This window comes from Paraburkholderia sp. BCC1885 (assembly GCF_900996235.1).
GTDB lineage: Bacteria > Pseudomonadota > Gammaproteobacteria > Burkholderiales > Burkholderiaceae > Paraburkholderia.
The window spans coordinates 161,368-180,964 of the sequence record NZ_CAAJGM010000055.1; the positions used below are offsets into that span (position 1 = coordinate 161,368).

Annotated in this window: 17 protein-coding genes; 3 read left to right on the plus strand and 14 right to left on the minus strand. The window is 62.1% G+C overall.

What is annotated here, in order from left to right:
• Positions 1 to 31: 31 nt before the first annotated feature.
• The gene (locus tag FQ755_RS04960) at positions 32 to 1,228 is read right to left on the minus strand and encodes an amino acid aminotransferase (RefSeq protein ID WP_144151506.1); all 1,197 of its coding nucleotides are present in this window, start codon (positions 1,226 to 1,228) and stop codon (positions 32 to 34) included.
• Here FQ755_RS04960 and FQ755_RS04965 point away from each other — a divergent pair.
• Complete coding sequence (locus tag FQ755_RS04965; RefSeq protein WP_144151508.1) at positions 1,217 to 1,441, plus strand: hypothetical protein; 225 nt, start codon at positions 1,217 to 1,219, stop codon at positions 1,439 to 1,441. The genes FQ755_RS04960 and FQ755_RS04965 overlap by 12 nt on opposite strands.
• A gap of 172 nt (positions 1,442 to 1,613) precedes the next feature.
• Here FQ755_RS04965 and FQ755_RS04970 read toward each other — a convergent pair whose 3' ends face one another.
• Complete coding sequence (locus FQ755_RS04970) at positions 1,614 to 3,188, minus strand: UxaA family hydrolase (protein ID WP_144151510.1); 1,575 nt, start codon at positions 3,186 to 3,188, stop codon at positions 1,614 to 1,616.
• A gap of 194 nt (positions 3,189 to 3,382) precedes the next feature.
• Between FQ755_RS04970 and FQ755_RS04975 the strand changes: the two genes are divergently transcribed.
• Complete coding sequence (locus FQ755_RS04975) at positions 3,383 to 4,372, plus strand: LysR substrate-binding domain-containing protein (protein ID WP_144151513.1); 990 nt, start codon at positions 3,383 to 3,385, stop codon at positions 4,370 to 4,372.
• On the opposite strand, the gene FQ755_RS04980 is transcribed toward FQ755_RS04975, so the two are convergent.
• The 6 genes from FQ755_RS04980 to FQ755_RS38615 all read right to left on the minus strand — a co-directional run bounded on the left by FQ755_RS04980 (position 4,342) and on the right by FQ755_RS38615 (position 10,194).
• Positions 4,342 to 5,247, minus strand: coding sequence for an SMP-30/gluconolactonase/LRE family protein (locus FQ755_RS04980; RefSeq protein WP_144151515.1), 906 nt, complete (start codon positions 5,245 to 5,247; stop codon positions 4,342 to 4,344). The two genes, FQ755_RS04975 and FQ755_RS04980, sit on opposite strands and share 31 nt — an antisense overlap.
• Before the next feature lie 10 nt (positions 5,248 to 5,257).
• Positions 5,258 to 6,256, minus strand: coding sequence for an ABC transporter permease (locus FQ755_RS04985; RefSeq protein ID WP_144151517.1), 999 nt, complete (start codon positions 6,254 to 6,256; stop codon positions 5,258 to 5,260).
• Positions 6,253 to 7,221 carry an ABC transporter permease gene (locus tag FQ755_RS04990; RefSeq protein ID WP_144151519.1) on the minus strand — a complete coding sequence of 323 codons (969 nt, stop codon included), beginning with the start codon at positions 7,219 to 7,221 and terminating at the stop codon, positions 6,253 to 6,255. The genes FQ755_RS04985 and FQ755_RS04990 overlap by 4 nt, the downstream gene beginning before the upstream one ends.
• Complete coding sequence (locus FQ755_RS04995) at positions 7,218 to 8,720, minus strand: sugar ABC transporter ATP-binding protein (RefSeq protein ID WP_144151521.1); 1,503 nt, start codon at positions 8,718 to 8,720, stop codon at positions 7,218 to 7,220. Before FQ755_RS04995 ends, FQ755_RS04990 begins: the two co-directional genes overlap by 4 nt.
• A 67-nt stretch (positions 8,721 to 8,787) precedes the next feature.
• A complete protein-coding gene (locus tag FQ755_RS05000; RefSeq protein ID WP_144151562.1) occupies positions 8,788 to 9,804 on the minus strand; it encodes an ABC transporter substrate-binding protein in 1,017 nt (338 codons plus the stop codon).
• Between the two features lie 159 nt (positions 9,805 to 9,963).
• Positions 9,964 to 10,194 carry a prepilin-type N-terminal cleavage/methylation domain-containing protein gene (locus tag FQ755_RS38615; protein ID WP_144151523.1) on the minus strand — a complete coding sequence of 77 codons (231 nt, stop codon included), beginning with the start codon at positions 10,192 to 10,194 and terminating at the stop codon, positions 9,964 to 9,966.
• Between the two features lie 423 nt (positions 10,195 to 10,617).
• Between FQ755_RS38615 and FQ755_RS05010 the strand changes: the two genes are divergently transcribed.
• Positions 10,618 to 11,088, plus strand: coding sequence for a hypothetical protein (locus FQ755_RS05010; protein ID WP_144151525.1), 471 nt, complete (start codon positions 10,618 to 10,620; stop codon positions 11,086 to 11,088).
• 341 nt (positions 11,089 to 11,429) lie between these two features.
• On the opposite strand, the gene FQ755_RS05015 is transcribed toward FQ755_RS05010, so the two are convergent.
• The 6 genes from FQ755_RS05015 to FQ755_RS05040 all read right to left on the minus strand — a co-directional run bounded on the left by FQ755_RS05015 (position 11,430) and on the right by FQ755_RS05040 (position 19,490).
• Positions 11,430 to 11,783, minus strand: coding sequence for a copper-binding protein (locus tag FQ755_RS05015; protein WP_144151527.1), 354 nt, complete (start codon positions 11,781 to 11,783; stop codon positions 11,430 to 11,432).
• A complete protein-coding gene (locus FQ755_RS05020) occupies positions 11,780 to 14,998 on the minus strand; it encodes an efflux RND transporter permease subunit (protein WP_144151529.1) in 3,219 nt (1,072 codons plus the stop codon). The genes FQ755_RS05015 and FQ755_RS05020 overlap by 4 nt, the downstream gene beginning before the upstream one ends.
• Entirely contained in the window at positions 14,995 to 16,539 is a 1,545-nt protein-coding gene (locus tag FQ755_RS05025) for an efflux RND transporter periplasmic adaptor subunit (protein WP_144151531.1), read from the minus strand. The genes FQ755_RS05020 and FQ755_RS05025 overlap by 4 nt, the downstream gene beginning before the upstream one ends.
• 10 nt (positions 16,540 to 16,549) lie before the next feature.
• Entirely contained in the window at positions 16,550 to 17,863 is a 1,314-nt protein-coding gene (locus tag FQ755_RS05030) for a TolC family protein (protein WP_144151534.1), read from the minus strand.
• Between the two features lie 112 nt (positions 17,864 to 17,975).
• The gene (locus FQ755_RS37970; RefSeq protein WP_144151537.1) at positions 17,976 to 18,341 is read right to left on the minus strand and encodes a hypothetical protein; all 366 of its coding nucleotides are present in this window, start codon (positions 18,339 to 18,341) and stop codon (positions 17,976 to 17,978) included.
• 438 nt (positions 18,342 to 18,779) lie between these two features.
• On the minus strand, positions 18,780 to 19,490 hold the full coding sequence (locus FQ755_RS05040; RefSeq protein ID WP_144151540.1) for a protein-L-isoaspartate O-methyltransferase family protein: 711 nt from the start codon (positions 19,488 to 19,490) through the stop codon (positions 18,780 to 18,782).
• Positions 19,491 to 19,597: the final 107 nt, after the last annotated feature.

Here is a 19,597-nt window from a genome sequence, read left to right on the forward strand (position 1 = left end):
TATAACGGGTGTCCACACGCCGGGTTGCCGCTCACGCACCGGCCACTTCCGCGATCGCCGACACCACATACGAAACATTGTGCTCATTCAGTCCGGCGACGCACATGCGCCCCGAGCGCAGCAGATAGACGCCGTGATCGTTACGCAGCGTTTCCACCTGACGTTCCGTGAGACCCGTGTACGTGAACATGCCGTGCTGGGCGAGATAGCGCGCTCTCAACACCTCGTCGACCCGGCCGGCCAGGCCCGCGTGCATCGCGTGACGCATCGAAAGAATGCGTTCACGCATGACGCTCAATTCAGCCTCCCACTGCCGCTGCAATGTGGGGTCGCGCAGCACGCCTGCCACCAGTTTCGCGCCATGCGTGGGCGGATTGCTGTAGTTGGCGCGGATCACCGACATCAGTTGGCCCTGCACGCGCCCCGCTTCATCGGCGGAAACACACACGACGCTCAGCGTGCCGCAGCGCTCGCCATAGAGCGAGAAATTCTTCGAGAACGAACTGGCGACGATCAACGCAACGCCGGCTTCGGCCAGCAAACCGACGCAGGCCGCATCTTCAGTGAGCCCTGCGCCAAAGCCCTGATAGGCCATATCCACGAACGCGATCAACTCGCGGCGCTGCAATACCGGCGCCAACGCGGCCCATTGCGCGAGGCTCAGATCGACGCCCGTCGGATTGTGGCAACACGCGTGCAGCAACACCACGCTTTTGGCCGGCAAACGATCGATTGCGGCCAGCATTTCGTCGAAACGCAGACCGCCGGTTTGCTCGTCGTAGTACGGATAGGTGTTGACGGTATGGCCCGCGCCCTCGAACACGACCCGGTGATTTTCCCAGCTCGGGTCGCTGATCCACACCTGCGATGCGGGGAAATAGCGCTTCAGAAAGTCCGCGCCCACCTTCAGCGCGCCCGAGCCGCCCACCGTTTGTAAGGTCGCCACACGATTCGCCTTGCGGACCTCGGAGCCCGCGCCGAATATCAGCGCCTGCGCAGCATCGCGATAGTCGGCGAGACCCGCCATGGGCAGGTACGGACGCGGCGCGCGCATCTCCAGTAACGCGGCCTCCGCTTTGCGCACCGCGTCCATCATCGGCAGCTTGCCGTCGGCATCGAAATAAATGCCAATGCTCAGATTGACCTTGTTCGCGCGCGGATCAAGCTGGAAGTCTTCATTCAGACTCAGAATCGGATCGCCCGGATAGGCGGGGACATGCTCGAACATCAGAATCTCCTGTACGTGGTCGGCGAGCCAGTCGCCGTTCTCAAACCCGCGCTATTGTCGCCGATACCGCGCCGACCGTGCGGCGACTGCGGCAGTTCCGGCAAAAGGAAAGGCGCGCTGCCCGAGAATCCGCGCGATGCCGCGAACGTGCAGCACTGGCTGTCGGCGGCGTCGGGAGAGATCAGTTATGGCGTCGCGGCGGCGTCGACGTAGACGGAACGGTCCTCGGCGCGGGCGGCTTTGCCGGCCTGTACCAGCCCGGCGTGCTGCAAGCGGGCTACGAACGCGTCGTGCTGTTGCTGTTCATCTATCGCGAGCGCGCCGCCGCTCCATACGAAGCGAAAGAGTCCAGTCCGGCATAGCGATGTGATACGCCGGTTGTTACTTACGTGATCGCGCCGATCTGCCACGGCACGAATTCGTTCTGCCCATAGCCATGAAGCTCGCTCTTCGACATCGAGCCGGACGCCGTGGCGAGCATCAGTTCGAAGATCTCCTGACCCAACTCGTCGATGCTCTTCTCGCCGTCGAGAATCGTGCCGCAATTCAGGTCGATGTCCTCTTCCTGGCGCCGCCACAACGCGGTGTTGGTGCCCAGTTTCAGTGACGGCGAAGGCGCGCAGCCATAAGCGGAGCCGCGCCCCGTCGTGAAGCAGATGAGATTGGCGCCGCCCGCCACCTGCCCGGTTGCCGAGACGGGATCGTAACCCGGCGTGTCCATGAAAACGAGGCCATGCGCGTGAACCGGTTCGGCATAGCGATACACCTCCACGAGGTTAGTGGTGCCACCCTTCGCTACCGCACCCAACGACTTCTCCAGAATGGTCGTTAGTCCTCCTGCCTTGTTTCCCGCCGAGGGATTGTTGTTCAGATCGGCGTTCATGCGCGCGCAGTAATCTTCCCACCAGTGGATGCGCTCGACGAGTTTCTCGCCCACTTCCTTCGAAACGGCGCGGCGCGTCAGCAGATGCTCGGCGCCGTACACTTCCGGCGTCTCGGAGAGGATCGCCGTGCCGCCGTGCGCCACCAGACGATCGACCGCCGCGCCCAGCGCCGGATTCGCCGTGATACCCGAATAGCCGTCCGAGCCGCCGCATTGCAGGCCGATCACCAGATGGCTGGCGTCCACCGGTTCGCGCTGCACCTTGTTCGCTTCGACGAGCATCGCCTTGACGGCTTCGATGCCGGCCGCCACCGTGCGCGCCGTGCCGCCGGTCGCCTGGATCGTCATGGTCTTGAGCGCCGCGCCCGGCGTCAGGCTTTCGCTGCGCAACAGGCCGTCGATCTGGTTGGTCTCGCAACCCAGCCCGACGATCAGCACGGCCGCGAAATTCGGATGCCGGGCATAACCGCCGAGCGTGCGGCGAATCAGGCCGAGAGCTTCGCCTTCGGCGTCGACCGCGCAGCCCTGGCCATGCGTCAGGGCGACCACGCCGTCTACGTTAGGAAAGGCGGCGAGCGCTTCGGGATGGATGTCGCGGCGAAAATAGTCGGCAATGGCCCGCGCGGCTGTAGCCGAACAATTCACAGAAGTCAGGATTCCGATGTAATTGCGGGTCGCGACACGTCCGTCCGCGCGCACGATGCCCATGAAACGCGCCGTCTTGCTGCCCGGGCTAGGCGGCCTGGCATCCTCGCCATAGGCGTAGTCGCGGTCGAAATGCCCCATCGACAGATTATGCGTGTGGACATGCTCGCCCACCTCGATCGGCCGGCTGGCAAAGCCGATGATCTGTCCATAGCGGCGCACCGGAGCAGCCGATTCGACGGCGCGCACCGCGACCTTATGACCGGCGGGAACCAGACCCCGTACCACCACGCCGCCGCCAATCTGTACCCCTGCGACAAGCTGATGCCGCGCGATCACCACGTCATCCAGCGGATGCAGGCGCACGACCGGCTCGGCACTTGCCGTGTTGTCAGCGGATCCGGCCGCGGTCTTTTCAGCTTCGAACGTCATGATGCTCTCTCCAATAGTGCTGCCGCCTGCGCCACAGAGCGCGGCAAACGCAGCCGCAACGACAACGACAACGCCAGCGGCAGCGCGCTGTCCGCGCGGCGACACGCCACTCTAGGGCCGCCACGTTTAAACATCCAATCGCGCCTTCAGTACAATCGATTCCAAACGGTTATGAGCTACTTGGTGCAAACCCTATGTCCAGACTGCCCGCCTCGCCCCCTCCGAATGTGCTGAGCCGACTGCGCTTCAAGCATCTGCAGTTGCTCGACATCCTCGGACGCACGCGCAATCTGCGGATTGCCGCCGAGCAGATGCACATGACCCAGCCCGCCGCGACGAAGATACTGAGCGACATCGAAAGCATGTTCGGCGCGCCGCTGTTCGAGCGTCTGCCGCGCGAAATGCGGCCGACCGATCTCGGCGTGCTCTCTTTACGCTATGCCAGCGCGGCCGTGGCCGATCTGGGCAAATTCCTCGGCGAATTCTCCGCGCAAAAAAACGGCGGCTACGGCCACCTCGCGATCGGCGCCATTACCGGATCCACCGCGCAGCTCGTCACCGCCGCAATCAAGGAAATCCAGCAGCAGCGGCCGCGGCTCATCGTCAGGCTGAGCGACCAGAGCAGCGACCAGTTGGCGCTCTGGCTCGAAGAGAAAAAGCTCGACGTGATGATCGGCCGTCTCACGGAAGCGCGTCAGGAAACCCTCTTCAATGTCGAGGATCTCTCGGCGGAGCCGGTGTGGGCGGTGGTCGGACGGCATCATCCATTGCTCGAACAGGCGTCGCTCGAGATCGCCGATCTCGGCTCCTGGCCGTGGATTCTCTACCCGCCCGCCACCGCGATCCGCCATCTGTTCGACGAAACCTTCGCTGCCGCCGGCCTGCTTGCGCCAGTCGGCATGGTCGAGACGCCTTCGATTTTTGCCACGCTCGAACTGCTGCAGGCCACCGACATGATCTCGCTCCAGCCGCGCGCCGCCGTCGAGAAGTATGTCCAGAACGGTGTGCTTGGGCGGCTCGCCGTGCCGATCCGGCGCACCATGTCGAATTACGGCATCGTCACGCGCAAGAATGAAACGCCGTCGCAGCCGGCCCAGGAGTTCATTGCGATCCTGCGCGCCTGCGCCGAGCGGCTTGGCGATCATGCGCCGCTTCACGTCGCCGCGCCGCGCACGGCCACATAGAGCGAATAGAGCGAGGTATTCGCGGCAATGAACAGGCGATTGCGCTGCAAGCCGCCGAAGGTCAGGTTGGCCACCACTTCCGGCAACAGGATCTTGCCAAGCAGCGTGCCGTCCGGCGCATAACAATGCACGCCGTCGAGCGCGCTGGTCCAGACGTTGCCGAATTCGTCCACGCGCATGCCGTCGGGCACGCCTTGCTGAATATCGACGAACACGCGGCCATTGCGCAGCTTGCCGTCCACCACATCGAACACGCGGATATGATGCGGCGCGCCCTCGATATGCGAAGCCGCCGAATCGGCGATATAGATGTGGCTTTCGTCCGGCGAAAAAGCCAGTCCATTGGGTTTGACGAAGTCATCCGCCGCCAGCACCACTTCGCCGCTGCCCGGCGTGATGCGGTACACATTGCAGCGGCCGATTTCGCTGTCGGCGCGGCCGCCTTCGTAGTCGCTGAGAATGCCGTAGTCGGGGTCCGTGAACCAGACCGAGCCATCGGCCTTGACGATCACGTCGTTGGGCGAATTGAGCCGCTTGCCTTGATACGCGGAAGCCAGCACCGTGATGCTGCCGTCATGTTCGGTACGCGTCACGCGGCGCGAGCCGTGCTCGCAGCTAACCAGCCGCCCTTCGCGGTCACGCGTGTTGCCGTTGGAGAAATTCGAATTCGCGCGAAATGTGCCCACGCCCATGCCGGGCACCCAGCGCAGCATGCGGCTATTCGGAATGTCGCTCCACACGAGGTAGTCGCCGGCGGGAAAATACACCGGCCCTTCCGCCCATAAACAGGCACCGTATAGCTTTTCGAGTGCCGCGTTGGGCTGCAGCAAGGCACGAAAGCGTGTGTCGTGAACTTCAAAGTCCTTTGGATCCATTGTCGCCTTCCTAATAACGCGCCGACCGGCCGCCCGCCGCCACCACGACGACAATAATCAGCAGTCCATAAGCAATCGAGCGCACGCCGGCGCCCGCACCCAATGCATTGAGCACGGCATTGGTGAGAAACAGGAACATCGACGCGCCCCACACGCCGACGACCGTCGCGCGGCCGCCGGTCACCTGGGTGCCGCCGATCACCACCACCGCAATCGAGATCAGCATGTATTCAACACCCATATCCAGCGTCGCCCCGCCTGACACGGCCGCGAGCAGTACGCCGGTCAGCGCGGCGATACTGCCGCACAGCATGTACACCTTGCAGCGCGTCGCCTCCACCCCCACGCCCGATAGCCACGCCGCACGCGGATTCTGACCGACCGCGGACAGCCCGCGCCCGAATACCGTCAGATGCAGCAACACCGCAATCGCCACCGACAAAACCAGCGCGATCACCGCGAGATGCGGCACGCCCAGCAAGTGTCCGTTGGCAAAGGTTTCGAGCGCGACGGGCGGTGCATTCATGCCGCGGCTCTGGGTGATCGCGACCGACTGGATGATGAAACTCGACGACAAGGTCGCGATAATCGGTGGAATGCGCAGCACGCGAATCAGCAGATAGTTGGCGAGACCTGCAACCGCACCCGCCGCAATAGCCACGACAAACCCGCTGAAAATCCCATAGGCGTCCATCACGTGAACGCCGATCATGCCGGCCAGCGCGATGACGGACGGCACCGAAAGATCGATATTGCCCGGCCCCGAGGTGATGACGAGCATCTGTCCGAGACCGACCAGTACCATGAATACGCCGAATACGAGCGCGGTCAGCACGACATTGCCGGCAATCGACAGCCCAAACACCAGCGCGATAACAATGGCCACGCCGATCGCCCCGACGAACGACCACGCCCACGGCGCACGCAACGTTCTGAGGCGCGCGCCGAGCGTGGGCCGTGCGTCGCTAGCTGACGTAGTGGCAGAGCGAAGTTCGGACGGCCGGTTCATTGACGTCCTCCGCTACGCTGCAACAGTACCCGCAGAGACAGCACCGCAATCAGGATCGCGCCTTGCATGCCCACTTGCCAGTCGGGCGACACGTTCAGAAAGGCGAGAAACGATGCGGCCACGGTAAGCGTAATGGCGCCGAGCACGGCGCCCCACACGGAGACCCGTCCACCGATAAACTCGCCGCCGCCGAGGATCACCGATGCAATCGACAGCAACGTATAGCGCAATGCGAGGTTGGGGTCGGCCGAGGTAGTGAGGCCGAGCAACGACAGACCCGAGCACACGCCAAAGATGCCCGCCACGCCATACAGGATCGCGCGGCTCTTCACCATCGACCAGCCGAAGCGGCTCATGGCCCGCGGGTTGCCGCCCACCGCCCTCACCCGCACGCCCGCCGACGAACGCATCAGCAACAGATGCCCGAGCACCGCAATCACAATCGACCAGACAATTGGCGCGGCGATGAGCGGCGTCTGAAACGTCATCAGGCTGCCGAGCCATGTCGGGCTGCTGCCGCCCGGCGACGGCAACAGCAGTACGGCGAGTCCGGTCCAGACGAACGACAGGCCGAGCGTGACCACTATCGAAGGAATCTGCCGGAATTCGATCAGCGCGCCGATCGCCGCATACGCCAGCACGCAACCGACCAGCGCCACCACGCCGAGCCACGGTTCGCGCACGCACAAGGTGGCGCCAATACAGGCGGTCAGGCTGACGAAGGCGCCGATCGACAGATCGAGATCGTTCACGGTAATCACGGCCAGTTGCGCGAGCGTGGCGAACACAATCGGCACGGCGAGATTAAGCAGGAGTCCCAAACCAAAGTAACTGAAAGTTGCCGGCTGCAGAATGAAGATGGGCACCAGAATGACCACCAGCGAAAACACCGGCAGCGACGCCCTGAGAACGCGGACATTGCGCGCGTTGTGGACCTTGAGTCCTGTCGCGACGGAAGGCGTCATGCGGCTTGCTCCTCGAAACTGGCGGCGAGCAGCGCCTCTTCAGTGCATTCGTCGGCGTGCAGCATGCGCGTGACGCGGCCCGAACGGAACACATAGGCGCGGTCGCACCAGGCGAGCTCGTCGTTTTCCGTGGTGTACCAGATGAACGTGCGGCCGTTCGACGCCTCGCCGCGCACGAGCTCGTAGATGTCGCGCTTGGTGCCGATATCGACGCCGCGAGTCGGATCGTCCATCAGGATCAGGTTGGCATCCGAGGCGAGCGCGCGTGCAAACAGCACCTTTTGCTGATTGCCGCCCGACAGCGACAGGATGCCCGCACGCGTCGCGGCGCCGCGAATTCCGATCTTCGCGCGCCAGTCCTGCACCAGCTTGCGCACGCCTTCGGCATCGACCAGGCCGCGCTTGCGCAGACCGTTCGCTGCGCCATAGAGCGAGCGGATCGCGAGATTCTCGCTGACGGACCAGAGCGGGAACACGCCGTCGTCGGCGCGATCTCCAGCGACGAACGCCACGCGTGTCGCCGCTCCGCGTTTCACGGCATCGCGATAGATGGCGAGCAATGCCTCGGTCTGCCCCTGGCCGGCAAGGCCTGCAAAGCAGACGATTTCGCCGCGTGTCGCCTCAATCGTGGAGCGTTTCGCGGCAGCCGGCCCAACCTGCCACGTAAAATCCGCTGCGTGGCCGTTGCCCCGCGCCCGGCCGGCCTGGTGCGATTGACGCTCGACTTCGACGTGCTGTCCCATCGCGCGCACGATTGCATCCTGAGTCAACGCGTCACGCGGCAACACAGCAGCGGCCATGCCGTCGCGCATCACCAGCACGCGGTTAGCCACCCGTTCGATCTCGCCCAGCATGTGGCTGATCAGGATGCAGGTAATGCCACGGGCCGCCGCCGCGCGGATGAACGTCAGCAACTGCCCGGCCGTATGGGCGTCGAGGCTGGAGGTCGGCTCGTCGAGAATCACGAGTTTCACCGGCGCCACGACCACCGTGAACGCGCGCGCGATTTCAACCATCTGACGTTGCGTGAGCGTCAGGTCCGCGACGAGTTCATGTCCCTTCAGGCCGTGGCCAGGGAAAATCGCATCGAGCTGCTTGATCATCAACGTGGTCGCTTTTCTGCGCCAGCCGCGTCCCTTGAGTTGCGGATGCAGGATGCACATGTTCTCCGCGACCGACAGGTTCGCGCACAGCGACAACTCCTGAAACACGCAACGCACGCCCGCTTCGCGCGCGACGTTGGCGTCGTAATGGCTGAGCGGCTGGCCCGCCACCGAGAGCGTGCCCTGGTCGGGCGCATACACGCCCGCCAGCACCGCCATCAGGGTCGACTTGCCCGCGCCGTTGTGACCCGCGACACCGACACACTCGCCCTTGCGAAATGCAAAGTCGATGCCGCTCAGCGCCTTGACCTGACCGAACGTCTTGCCGATGCCGGCAAGACCGATCAACACCTCGTCCGGCGCACTGCCGGATGATTCATTGAATGCAACCGTCATAGAGCCCTTCGTTGTGCGCGCAGCGATCCGCGGCGAAGCGATTGCGCAATGCTGCAGACCGAGCGCCTTACTTCGAGTCGACTACCTTGAGCACTTCGTCGCGCGTGTATTCCTTGTTGGCGAGCTGGCCCGGCGGCGTTTTGGCGAGCACCGTATCGAGTTCATCCGCCTTCACCTGGAGCAACGGCATCTGGATGTCGTGCGGCAGCTTCTTGCCGGCCAGCAGTTGTTGCGTCACCCAGAAGGCGAACGTCGAGCAGCCGGGCGGAATCGTCACGGAGAGGGTCTCGTAGCTGCCTTTCTTGCGCTGATCGGCCCACCACGCCAGCTCTTCCTGACGGTTGCCGAGGATGATGATCGGCGTCGGACGGCCGGCCTCGGCGAACGCCTTGGCGGCGCCAAAGCCATCGCCGCCCTGGTCCACCACACCGTCGATTTTCGGCAGCGTCGGCAGAATGCCGGCCACCTGCTTTTGCGCCACCGTCTGGGTCCAGTCGCCATGCACCGAGCCGACGACCTTGAGCCCCGGATACTTCTTGAGCTCATCGACGATGCCCTGATGAATTTCGTCGTCCACGGATACTCCCGCGAGGCCACGGATCTCCAGCAGATTGCCGGTGCCGTTCAGACGCTTCGCCAGATAATCGACCTGCATCGAACCGAGCTGGCGGAAATCGACCGTGATGCGATACGCGCAGGGCTCGGACGCGATGCCGTCGAACGACACCACCGTCACCCCTGCGCCACAGGCCTGTTTGATGACGCCGTTGAGCGCGGTCGGCGAGACGGCATCCACCGCGATGCCTTTGAAGCCCTGCAAGATCAGATTCTGCATCTGCTGAACCTGCTCGGTGGCCTGATTCTCCGCGGTGGTGAAGGTGGGCGCGGCGGCCACTACCTTGTTCTTGACGGCGGTGTCGGCGACATTCGACCAGCTCTTGAGCATCGCCTGACGCCAGCTATTGCCCGCGTAATTGTTGGAGAGCGCGAGTTTGGTCGACGAGGTGTCGCCGGTCGCTACCTGGGCTGCGGCGCCGCCGCCAAAGCCAATGCCAACCACGGCGGCAAGAATGCCGCAGGCCACTTTCGATCTCACGTGATGTCTCCGTTTTGGTATTTTGAATGAGTCAGATCTGGCGTACTCGGGGCAAGCGAACCCCGCGGACGCCGTCCGCTCCCGGAAAGTCTAGTACGCCGAGCCACCTTATCCAATCGCGTATTGCGCGCAAGCGATTCCGGGCGGTTATCGGTCCGGCAACGTAAACCCTGAACGGAGATGGGCCGGTCGATATACTGGGCGGCGGGCCTGCTTCATGCGCCGCGCGTCACCGGTACGGGTGGCGAGCGCGCCGACCGCCACCGGCGCCGCACCGAGCGCGACGGCGATGATCGCCGGCGCGATCAGCACTTCGATCAGGGTGAAGCCTTTGGTGTCGTTAGTACGACGGGGTGTAACGGGCTGTCGAAGGCGCATTGATCGAACCCCTACGCTTGAGGCAAGCCCATGACGGGAAAAACGGCAGCCCGAATTGAACGACCCAATTTATGCGAAATGGATACGCAATTAACTCAAATCGAATAAATTTTAGAATGCCTCGCGCGGGTACGGATCAGCACTGCGTCTGTCATGCCGTCCGATAACAGGGGGATCGCCCGGCGAGCATCCCGCCGGCCGTGGCTTTCACGGACACGGGCGGACGAAAGAAAGTCAGGCGCAGACCTAAAGTTTTCGTTTTTTAATCCGATATTATTTCTGGGCTGGTAATGCGCCGGTTATGCATCAATCACCGGCGGACTACGGTCGAACACGATCCAGACGCTCGCTCAACCGGCACCTCGCGAAACTGGGCAAGAAAATATATTTCAAAACACTGCAATAATAAAAATCGGGAACTTCATGAATACGAAAATTATCGCCGCTATTGGTCTTGCAGCCGCGCTGTGTGGCTGCTCGGCGTTGCAGCAGTCTTCATCCCAACCGCAAGGTTCCACGTCTACGGCAGCAAACACCCAGCAGTCGGCTTCAACCGCCGACGGCCGCCCCATCCAGAAGGTCCGTGCCGGCCAGATCGACGGGGAAATTATCGGCGTGCCTGCCAAGAACAGCAAATTTGCGAAAATTCGTATTGGTATGGGGCAAAAGGAAGTTCAGGACTTGATCGGTATGCCTAACGATTCTCACAGTTACTCGACGGGCAAGGCATTTATCCCCTTCTATTTTGGAAAGGATGCCTATCGTTTTGAAACCTTTTACAAGAAAGAAGGCTCCCTCACCTTCCAGGGCGGCGGCATAACCGGAACCAGTGGAGTGCTTATCCGCGTGAGCGTCGATACGACGTCGGATGGTTATGCGCACGACGACAAATAACCATTGCGATTAGTTTTCCGGCTCGGCAGCGCAACTTCGTCTGCCCATCTGGAGTCGTGGCCGGTTAGCCGGGTTGGTTAGGCCCGGCTGGCTGGTTGGAGTGACAGTGGGAGCGTGAAAGTCTCGAAGGTCTGGTGATAACCGGCCCTGGTTGCCCCCTCAAGCCATCCATGGAATGAACCAGGGTGTCCGCTATGGGTTTCGCCGCAGACATTGCGAACGCAAACTGACGACGTATAGCAGACTAAACCTGTCAGGCAGCGGACCACCGTCAGCATTGACACAGCAATGCGTTAGCGGCAGGACAAGGCGCCGACGCATCGCTGTGCAACCACGAACCTTTACTGTTTCAGCAGCTTCACGATGGTCAGCGTGCCATCCACGTTTTCAACGCGAACCTTGACCTTTTCGCCCTCCTTCGCCTGTTTGACCATCGACACATCCTTGGCCTTATAGGCCATCGTCATCGCCGACATGCCGATGTTCTTCAGCTCGCCGTGCTGAAGCGTCACCATGCCGGTGGACGGATCCACCTTCTTCACGACCGCGTCGGTGAGCGCGGCGTCGTTCGGCGCCATGGCATTCGTTGCGCCGCTGTTCATCTGCATGCCGGCCATGTCGTCCGCAGCCAGCGCCGCACCGGCGAGCGTAAGACCGGAACAGAACGCAGCCGTCAGGGTGATCAACTTCTTCATTGGTTTTCTCCAGAGTGGGTTTGCGGCACAAGCGTGCCAGTGGGTACTACGTGAGGTTGAAGCGTTTCTTGCGTGTCGACTTTCATGCGCGCGACGCGGCGGCGTTGCAGCAACAGCCAGGCGGCCGGAATGATAAGCATCGACAGGAGCGGCGCCGTGACCATGCCGCCAACCATCGGCGCGGCAATCCGTTGCATCACTTCGGATCCCGAACCATGACCCAACATGATCGGGATGAGCCCCGCCAGCACGACCGCGACGGTCATCGCCTTAGGTCTCACACGCAGAACCGCGCCTTCGCGGATAGCGTCGACCAGGGTCGCTTCGGTAAAGGGCTGACCTTCGTCGAGCCGGCGATTGAGCGCGCCCTTCAGATAGAGCAGCATCACGACGCCGAATTCGGCTGCCACGCCCGACAACGCGATGAATCCAACCGCCGTGGCGACGGACACTGCGTGCCCGAGCATCCAGATCAACCAGAACCCTCCGACGAGTGCAAATGGCACCGTCGACATCAGCAGTAGCGCGTCGGCCGCCGAATTGAAGGTCAGGAACAGCAGCACAAAAATGACCACCAGCGTCACAGGAATGACCGTTCGCAGCTTCGCCGCCGCCCGCTCCAGGTATTCGAACTGCCCCGACCACGCGATCGAATATCCCGGTGGCAATACAACGTGCTGCGCAACAGCGATCTGCATGGCCTTCACCGCCGATTGCAAGTCAGTATCGCGAATGTCGACGTAGACGTAGCCTGATAGCCGGGCGTTCTCGCTGCGGATCATCGGCGGCCCATCGGAGATACTGATCGTGGCAACGTCTCCCAGCGTGATCTGTGCGCCGCGGTCCGTTACAACCGGCAACTGACGTATGTTGTCGACCGAGTCGCGGATCTCTCGTGGATAGCGGATGTTGATCGGAAAGCGTTCGCGACCCGCGACTACTTCGCCGACGTTATCGCCACCCACAGCAGTCGATACGACGGACTGGATGTCGGCCACCGACAAGCCATAACGGGCGGCCGCTAGCCGGTCGATATCGACGTCGATGTAGTGACCTCCGTTCAGGCGTTCCGCCAACGCTGACGTGACGCCCGGAACGTTCTTCAGGACGGCTTCGACTTGCGTTGCGATCTTGTCGATCTGCCCGAGGTCCGCGCCGGATATTTTCACCCCGACGGGCGTCTTGATGCCGGTCGACAGCATGTCCAGACGATTGCGAATCGGCGGCACCCAGACGTTCGAGAGGCCCGGAATTTTCACCCGCGCGTCGAGTTCATCCACCAGCTTCTCGGGGGTCATCCCAGGCCGCCATTCGCTGCGCGGCTTGAACTGGATGGTGGTCTCGAACATTTCGAACGGCGCGGGATCGGTCGCGGTGTCGGCACGTCCCGACTTGCCGAACACGGTCTTCACCTCGGGAACCGTCTTGATGAGGCGATCCGTCTGTTGCAGCAGTTCGGCGGCTTTGTCTGCCGAGATGCCAGGTAACGCGGTAGGCATGTAAAGCAGATCGCCTTCGTCGAGCGGCGGCATGAATTCGCCACCGAGCCGCGACACGGGAATCATCGTGACGGCGAGCGCGGCGACTGCCAGCCCGATCGCAACCCACGGCCGGCGCAGCGTCGCTTCGAGCAACGGACGGTACAGCCTGATCAGTACCCGGTTGATCGGATTGGCGTTCTCATGCGGAATCCGGCCGCGGATCAGATAGCCCATCAGCACCGGCACAAGCGTGACGGATAAGCCGGCAGCCGCCGCGATGGTATAGGTCTTGGTGAACGCGAGTGGCGCAAACAGCTTCCCTTCCTGACCTTCGAGCGAGAAGACCGGAATGAACGACAGCGTGATGATCAGCAGCGAAAAGAACAGCGCCGGCCCGACCTCGGCGGCGGACTGCGCGATCAGTTCCCACCGCTGGGCGGTCGTGATCGGCGTATCCGGGTGCCGATGATCGTACGCTTCCAGATGCTTGTGAGCGTTCTCGATCATCACGATGGCTGCATCGATCATCGCGCCAATCGCGATCGCAATTCCGCCCAACGACATCAGGTTTGCATTGACACCCTGATAGCGCATCACGATAAATGCGGCCAGCACCCCGAGCGGCAGCGACAGGATCGCGACGAATGCACTGCGCAGATGGAACAGGAACACCGCGCAGACCAATCCGACGATGATGAACTCTTCGATGAGCTTGTCCTGGAGGTTGTCGACTGCCCGTTCGATGAGCTGCGAGCGGTCATACGTCGTCACAACTTCCACGCCCGGCGGCAGGGACTTCTTCAGGTCGGCGAGCTTCGCCTTGACCGCTTCGATGGTCGTCAGCGCGTTCTTTCCAGAACGCATGACGATTACACCTCCGGCCACTTCGCCTTCGCCATTCAGTTCGGCAATGCCGCGGCGCATTTCCGGGCCAATCTGAATGCGCGCGACGTCACCCAGCAACACGGGGGTACCCGTGTCGTTCGTGCGCAGCACGATACGGCGGAAATCGTCGAGCGAGTGCAGATAGCCCGATGACCTGACCATGTACTCCGACTCGGCCAGTTCGACCACCGAACCGCCCGACTCCTGGTTCGCCCTGCCGATAGCATCCACGACAGCGCCCTCTGCGATACCGTAGGCGCGCAGCTTGTCCGGGTCGAGTACGACCTGATATTGCTGCACCATGCCGCCGATGCTCGCCACTTCCGATACGTCCGGTACGGCTTTGAGCTCGAATTTCAGAAACCAGTCGTTCAAGGCCCGAAGCTGGCCAAGGTCATGTTTGCCTGTACGGTCAACCAGCGCGTATTCGTAGACCCAGCCCACCCCCGTCGCGTCAGGTCCAAGAGAGACGGTTGCACCGGCGGGCAAACGGCTCTGCACCTGATTCAGGTATTCGAGCACGCGCGAACGCGCCCAGTACTGATCCGTCTTGTCGTCAAACAGCACGTAGACGAATGCATCCCCGAACGACGAATAGGCGCGAATGGTGGTGGCGCCAGGCACACCAAGCAGCGTTGTAGTGAGCGGATACGTCACCTGGTCTTCGACGACTTGTGGCGCTTTGCCCGGATAGGAGGCCTTGATGATGACCTGCGTGTCGGACAGATCAGGCAGTGCGTCGAGCGGCGTCTGGGTCAGCGAGTAAACACCCCACGCGGTCACTAGCACGGTTGCGAGCAGCACGAGGAAGCGGTTGTAAATCGACCAGCGAATGATGCGCGCGATCATTTCGTGCCTCCCACCGGTTCGACCTGCGTCAACTGGTAGCCATCGTCGGACGGCTTGAAGACGAAATGCACGGATTCGCCCACCCTGACGTCCGGAAAGGCGGTCGGAGACGGTTTGCCGAAGGTCATGGTCATCGCCCCCCAGCCCAGCGCCGGCACGGGCTGGTGCGAGAACGTGATGTCGCTGGCGGTGACTTTTTCTACCTTGCCGGTTGTTTCGTAGGTTTGCGCGGCAGCAGGCGCAGGGGCAGAAACGGGCGCCGAAGGCGACGCCCCGGGTGCCGCGCCGCCTTCAAGTTTCGGCAGCACGGAGGTCAGGCTCGCCTCCGAGTCGATCAGGAACTGACCCGATGCGACGACCTGTTGGCCCTCGGTCAGCCCGCCCGTCACTTCGGTGCTGTCGCCGCTATCGTTGCCGACGGTGATCTGGACAGGCTGCAGCCGTCCATCGCCGTTCCTGACGATGACGATCGACCGCTTGCCGGTCGTGATCACCGCTTCGGACGGCACAAGCAGCCGCGAGACCGGTTTCGCCCCACTGACCCGTGCGCGCATCAGCATCCCGGGAGTCAGCCGCTGACCCGCATTATCGATTTCGAGGCGCGCCTGCAGCGTCCGGCTGTCCGGACTGATGCCCGGCAGGATTTCACGGATGTGGCCGCTGAAGTGCTGCGAAGCGGCGCCAGCGAAGGTCGCCTCGACCAGCATGCCGGGCCGCACCTGCAACGCAAGCGACTCAGGTATTTCGACGATTAGCCACAACTTCGAAAGACCCGCGATTTTGGCGAGCGTTTGTCCCGGCGACACCATCGCACCATCGCGCACATTGAGCTCCGTCAGCACACCGGCTTCCTGGGCGAAGAGCGTGACGTGGGTCTGCGCCTTGCCGCTTTGGTCGAGGCTCGCAATGAGCCCGTCTGGAATCGACAGCGCCTGCATGCGCGCACGTGCGGCGGCAAGCAGGCCGGCATCCATGCCGCCACGTTTGAGCGCGAGGTATTCCTCCTGCGGAGCCAGCCAGTCGGGGACGAAAAGCGACGCAATCGGCGCCCCCTTTGCGACACGTTGCATTGGCGCGCTTGTGTACAGGTGGTCGATATAACCCGTCACCCGTGACTGAACGACATCGGCCATCGACTCGTCGAACTGGGTGGTTCCGATCGCATCGAAACCTTCAGCGGTGTCCTGACGGACCACGGTCGCGTAGCGGATGCCAAGATTCTGTTGAAGTGTGGAGTCGACCCTGATACCGCCTGAACCGCCTTCGTCCGCGAAGACCGGCTGAAGCTGCATGTCCATAAAGGGCGATTTGCCGGGTTTGTCGAAGTGCTGGTTCGGTACCATCGGATCGTGCCAATAGAGCACTTTGCGACCCGTCTTGGGATCTACCTTGTCTGCGGCTACGGATGGAGTCGCGGCTGCGGCTGACGCCATGGGTGCATCTGTGGCAGCACGATGGACGCCGATCACATAGCCGGCACCTGGCAGCACAGCGGCAGTCAACATAGCCGCAACGGCGCGTACGATCAGTTTCTGGTTCATGTTTTTCTCTTTACCGGCCGGAGGTCATGTCGGGCGGCAGAACCTGGTATTCCAGTTGCGCCCAGACGAGGGAAACTTCCCGTTCAAGGTTCAGAACCTGAAGGTCCGCTTCTAGCTGCATGTGCCTCGCGTCCAGCGCGTCGGCGAGAGTGCCGGCACCGGATCGATAGGCGGCATTGGCAAGCTCCACTTTCTGTTCAGCAGCGGGAAGAACGGTTTGCCTCAGATTGGACAGGCGCTCGCGGCCACTCGCGAGCTTCGCCGTCAGACTCTGGATATCGGCGACGACCTGCCGCTCGGTGTCTTCATAAGCGAGCCGCGCCTGCGTACCCATCTCGGACTTCTGCTCGACGTCGCGGTCTTCGACGTTCCCTCGGTGGATCGGCAACGGGATGGAAACGCCCAACGACACGTAGTTCGGGAACTTTCCGCCGCTCTGGAAATAGGTCACCCCCCAGGTCCAGTTCGGGTTCCGGTTGCTTCGGGCCACGTCGGTGTCGGCATCGGCCAGCGAGATGGCTGAACGGGCCGCGATCAATGTGGGCTGGACCTGACTGAGTTGATCGGGGCTTAATCCAGAGACACGCGACTCAAGGTCCGGTGGGTCGCCGGCGACATCCAGCACGTTGCCGGCCGCCGTCCAGCGCGACAGGACAATCAACGCGGTCTTCTCGTCCTGCTGTGCATTGATCAGTTCGTCGCGGGCATTGCCGAGGGTCAGGTTCGCCTGGGCGACATCGATTGCGGTCCCGGTTGCGCCACGGTAGGACGCCTGCCTTGCCGCAAGTTCCTGGCCCAGATGGTCCACCAGCGCCTCACTCAGGGTGACAGCTTTCTTTGCATAGATGGCGTTCAGCCAGGCCATGGCCGCTTGCTGACGGACCTCGGCTACTTTTTCAAGGTACGTCGATGTGTCCCGCTCTACAGCACGATCGGCGAGCGTTGTCTGCAGTCGGCGTTTTGCAGGGGAGACCCATTCCTGCTGGATGCCGATGCCACGCATGGTGAAGTTGTCCTGCCCGATGGTGAAGGCATTGGGTCCATTGATGGGCAAGTCCTGGACACTCAGATTCAGCGTGGGATTGGGCAGTTGCCCGGCTTTGACGACCACGTCCGAACTTCCCCGAACCGAGGCTTGCGCAGCCTGGATCGAGGACGAGCGGCTGGTGGCTATTTGAAGCGCCTCATCGAGCGTCAAGCCCGCGTCCTGGGCCTGCGCCGCGCGGCCCGCTAACGGGCCAAGCGCGAGGCCGAACGCGAAAAGGACCGCACATGAGCGAGCCCAGGCGCGCCGGGATGCCGGCGTGCCAATGATGGAAAGCATGTTCTAACCTCGAATGGTCGAGCCGCGTATAGCCGCGCGAGCGGACACACGAACTCACGTCCCGAAACGGAACGACATCACCGCGCAGAAGCGGTGAACCAGAACGATGGAGTTAGAGGGACTGCGGTGGACGCCAGAGACCATCCGGCTCGCGGATGGAGAGCGACCGTGTGTAGTGGAAGCTGACGGGGAGAAACGACCCGGCGGGTCGAGTCACGGTGGGAGAAGAAACGGGGTGATAGAGGCTACCCATCTGACATTGGGCACTTACCTTGCACAGCGATACCTTTGACTTGCCGTGTTCGCTGGACGTTGGACTCATCGAATTGCAGCCGGGCATCTCAGCCGCCATGGAGGCGGTGCCGCCGGCCATGGCAGATTCCATTGGGCACGCGCCAGTCGCGCCGCTAGCTGCCAGCCCGCTCAGGGGCAGCATCACGCACAGCAGCAAGACGAAGAGTGTCCGCAGGATTTTCATTGCGACAAGTATAGCTGAGCCATTTCAATCTGGTTGCTCTTGTTTCACGGGGTTGCCCGGATCGTAGAATGCGTGGACGGCGGAACCGACCGGCCGCGAAAGCAAAGGTCAAGAGCCAGACTGCCACTCCGGGAAGCGAAGCGATTTTGCGCCGGAACATCGAGAGCTTGCAGTCGGGACACCCCAGATACTCCGAAATGTCCCCTGATTTACAGGACGCGACACGCGAGCAACTGCCGAGAATGGCCGAAGACATGACGCGATGGGGTCCTATTGAAAATGTCCGGTTTTTGGGGGTTGGCAGCCAGGGTTGGGACATCTATCAGGTTACGCATGCTTCCGGATCTGCCATCTGGCGTATTCATCTCGCAGATAACGGCATTATCGATGGCTTGCTGGTACAAGCCGGTCCGTAAATCTGTTTCGGGAATGAGCAGCCTAAATGGCCGGCATCGATTCATCGACCGGTTCGGAGGTCGATAACCACCAACCGACCCCCACGAACCACGCAGATTGGTCTGCGGGCATTTCGCGTCTTAGCGACTTGACCGCGGCAGTCGTATTCGATTCGAACACGCTGACCAGAGACTCCCCGATCGCATCCTCGCGGGCGCCGATGCATTCGATGAACGTCGCCGGCGAAATGAACCTTGCCGCGTAAGAGTTGGGGCCAACGCGTGTCACAAGCAGCATGCCGCCGAGACCACGATTTGGCGTCAAGGGGAAAATCAGACGGCCACCGTCATTGAGTGCGTCAAGCCAGCTATCCAATGGATGCGTCGCGCCCGCGCTCACGTAAATCAGATCGGATGGCGGCAGCACAACGTTAGTGCCGCTTTCTTCGAGCACCCGGACGTGTTCCAGATGAGCAAGGTTCGATGTTGCACGCACACTAAGAGCCGGGTTAATTTCATACGCAGTCACACGTCCTGCCTCACCCGTGAGATGCGCGAGAATTGCCGTGTAATAGCCGGTGCCCGAGCCAATGTGTGTGATGCTCTCGCCACGCGAGATGGCTGCTGCATCCAGACAACGTGCATGGAGGCTCGGCTCACCGTTGTTAATGCCTCGATCGGTCTTGAGCCCAATGAGAATGTCCTGATAGAGAACGGCAGGGTCGGACGTTTCGGTAGAGGTGGCCCCGGAAATCTGGACAGTCGGTTAGGTGGAATCGCTGGGTTCTGAGATAGGCATAATGCCTACAAAGGAAACCAGACGATGACGAAGAGAACCCGGCGCACGCACTCAGCGGCGTT

Excerpts from the sequence above, each read along its gene's own strand:
- FQ755_RS04965 (WP_144151508.1), top strand. The coding sequence starts at position 1,217 with ATGCTCGAACATCAGAATCTCCTGTACGTGGTCGGCGAGCCAGTCGCC.
- FQ755_RS05025 (WP_144151531.1), bottom strand. The coding sequence starts at position 16,539 with ATGAACCAGAAACTGATCGTACGCGCCGTTGCGGCTATGTTGACTGCC.
- FQ755_RS04960 (WP_144151506.1), bottom strand. The coding sequence starts at position 1,228 with ATGTTCGAGCATGTCCCCGCCTATCCGGGCGATCCGATTCTGAGTCTG.
- FQ755_RS05020 (WP_144151529.1), bottom strand. The coding sequence starts at position 14,998 with ATGATCGCGCGCATCATTCGCTGGTCGATTTACAACCGCTTCCTCGTG.
- FQ755_RS05030 (WP_144151534.1), bottom strand. The coding sequence starts at position 17,863 with ATGCTTTCCATCATTGGCACGCCGGCATCCCGGCGCGCCTGGGCTCGC.
- FQ755_RS04985 (WP_144151517.1), bottom strand. The coding sequence starts at position 6,256 with ATGAACCGGCCGTCCGAACTTCGCTCTGCCACTACGTCAGCTAGCGAC.
- FQ755_RS38615 (WP_144151523.1), bottom strand. The coding sequence starts at position 10,194 with ATGCGCCTTCGACAGCCCGTTACACCCCGTCGTACTAACGACACCAAA.
- FQ755_RS04975 (WP_144151513.1), top strand. The coding sequence starts at position 3,383 with ATGTCCAGACTGCCCGCCTCGCCCCCTCCGAATGTGCTGAGCCGACTG.
- FQ755_RS04980 (WP_144151515.1), bottom strand. The coding sequence starts at position 5,247 with ATGGATCCAAAGGACTTTGAAGTTCACGACACACGCTTTCGTGCCTTG.
- FQ755_RS05010 (WP_144151525.1), top strand. The coding sequence starts at position 10,618 with ATGAATACGAAAATTATCGCCGCTATTGGTCTTGCAGCCGCGCTGTGT.
- FQ755_RS04995 (WP_144151521.1), bottom strand. The coding sequence starts at position 8,720 with ATGACGGTTGCATTCAATGAATCATCCGGCAGTGCGCCGGACGAGGTG.
- FQ755_RS05015 (WP_144151527.1), bottom strand. The coding sequence starts at position 11,783 with ATGAAGAAGTTGATCACCCTGACGGCTGCGTTCTGTTCCGGTCTTACG.
- FQ755_RS04990 (WP_144151519.1), bottom strand. The coding sequence starts at position 7,221 with ATGACGCCTTCCGTCGCGACAGGACTCAAGGTCCACAACGCGCGCAAT.
- FQ755_RS04970 (WP_144151510.1), bottom strand. The coding sequence starts at position 3,188 with ATGACGTTCGAAGCTGAAAAGACCGCGGCCGGATCCGCTGACAACACG.
- FQ755_RS37970 (WP_144151537.1), bottom strand. The coding sequence starts at position 18,341 with ATGAAAATCCTGCGGACACTCTTCGTCTTGCTGCTGTGCGTGATGCTG.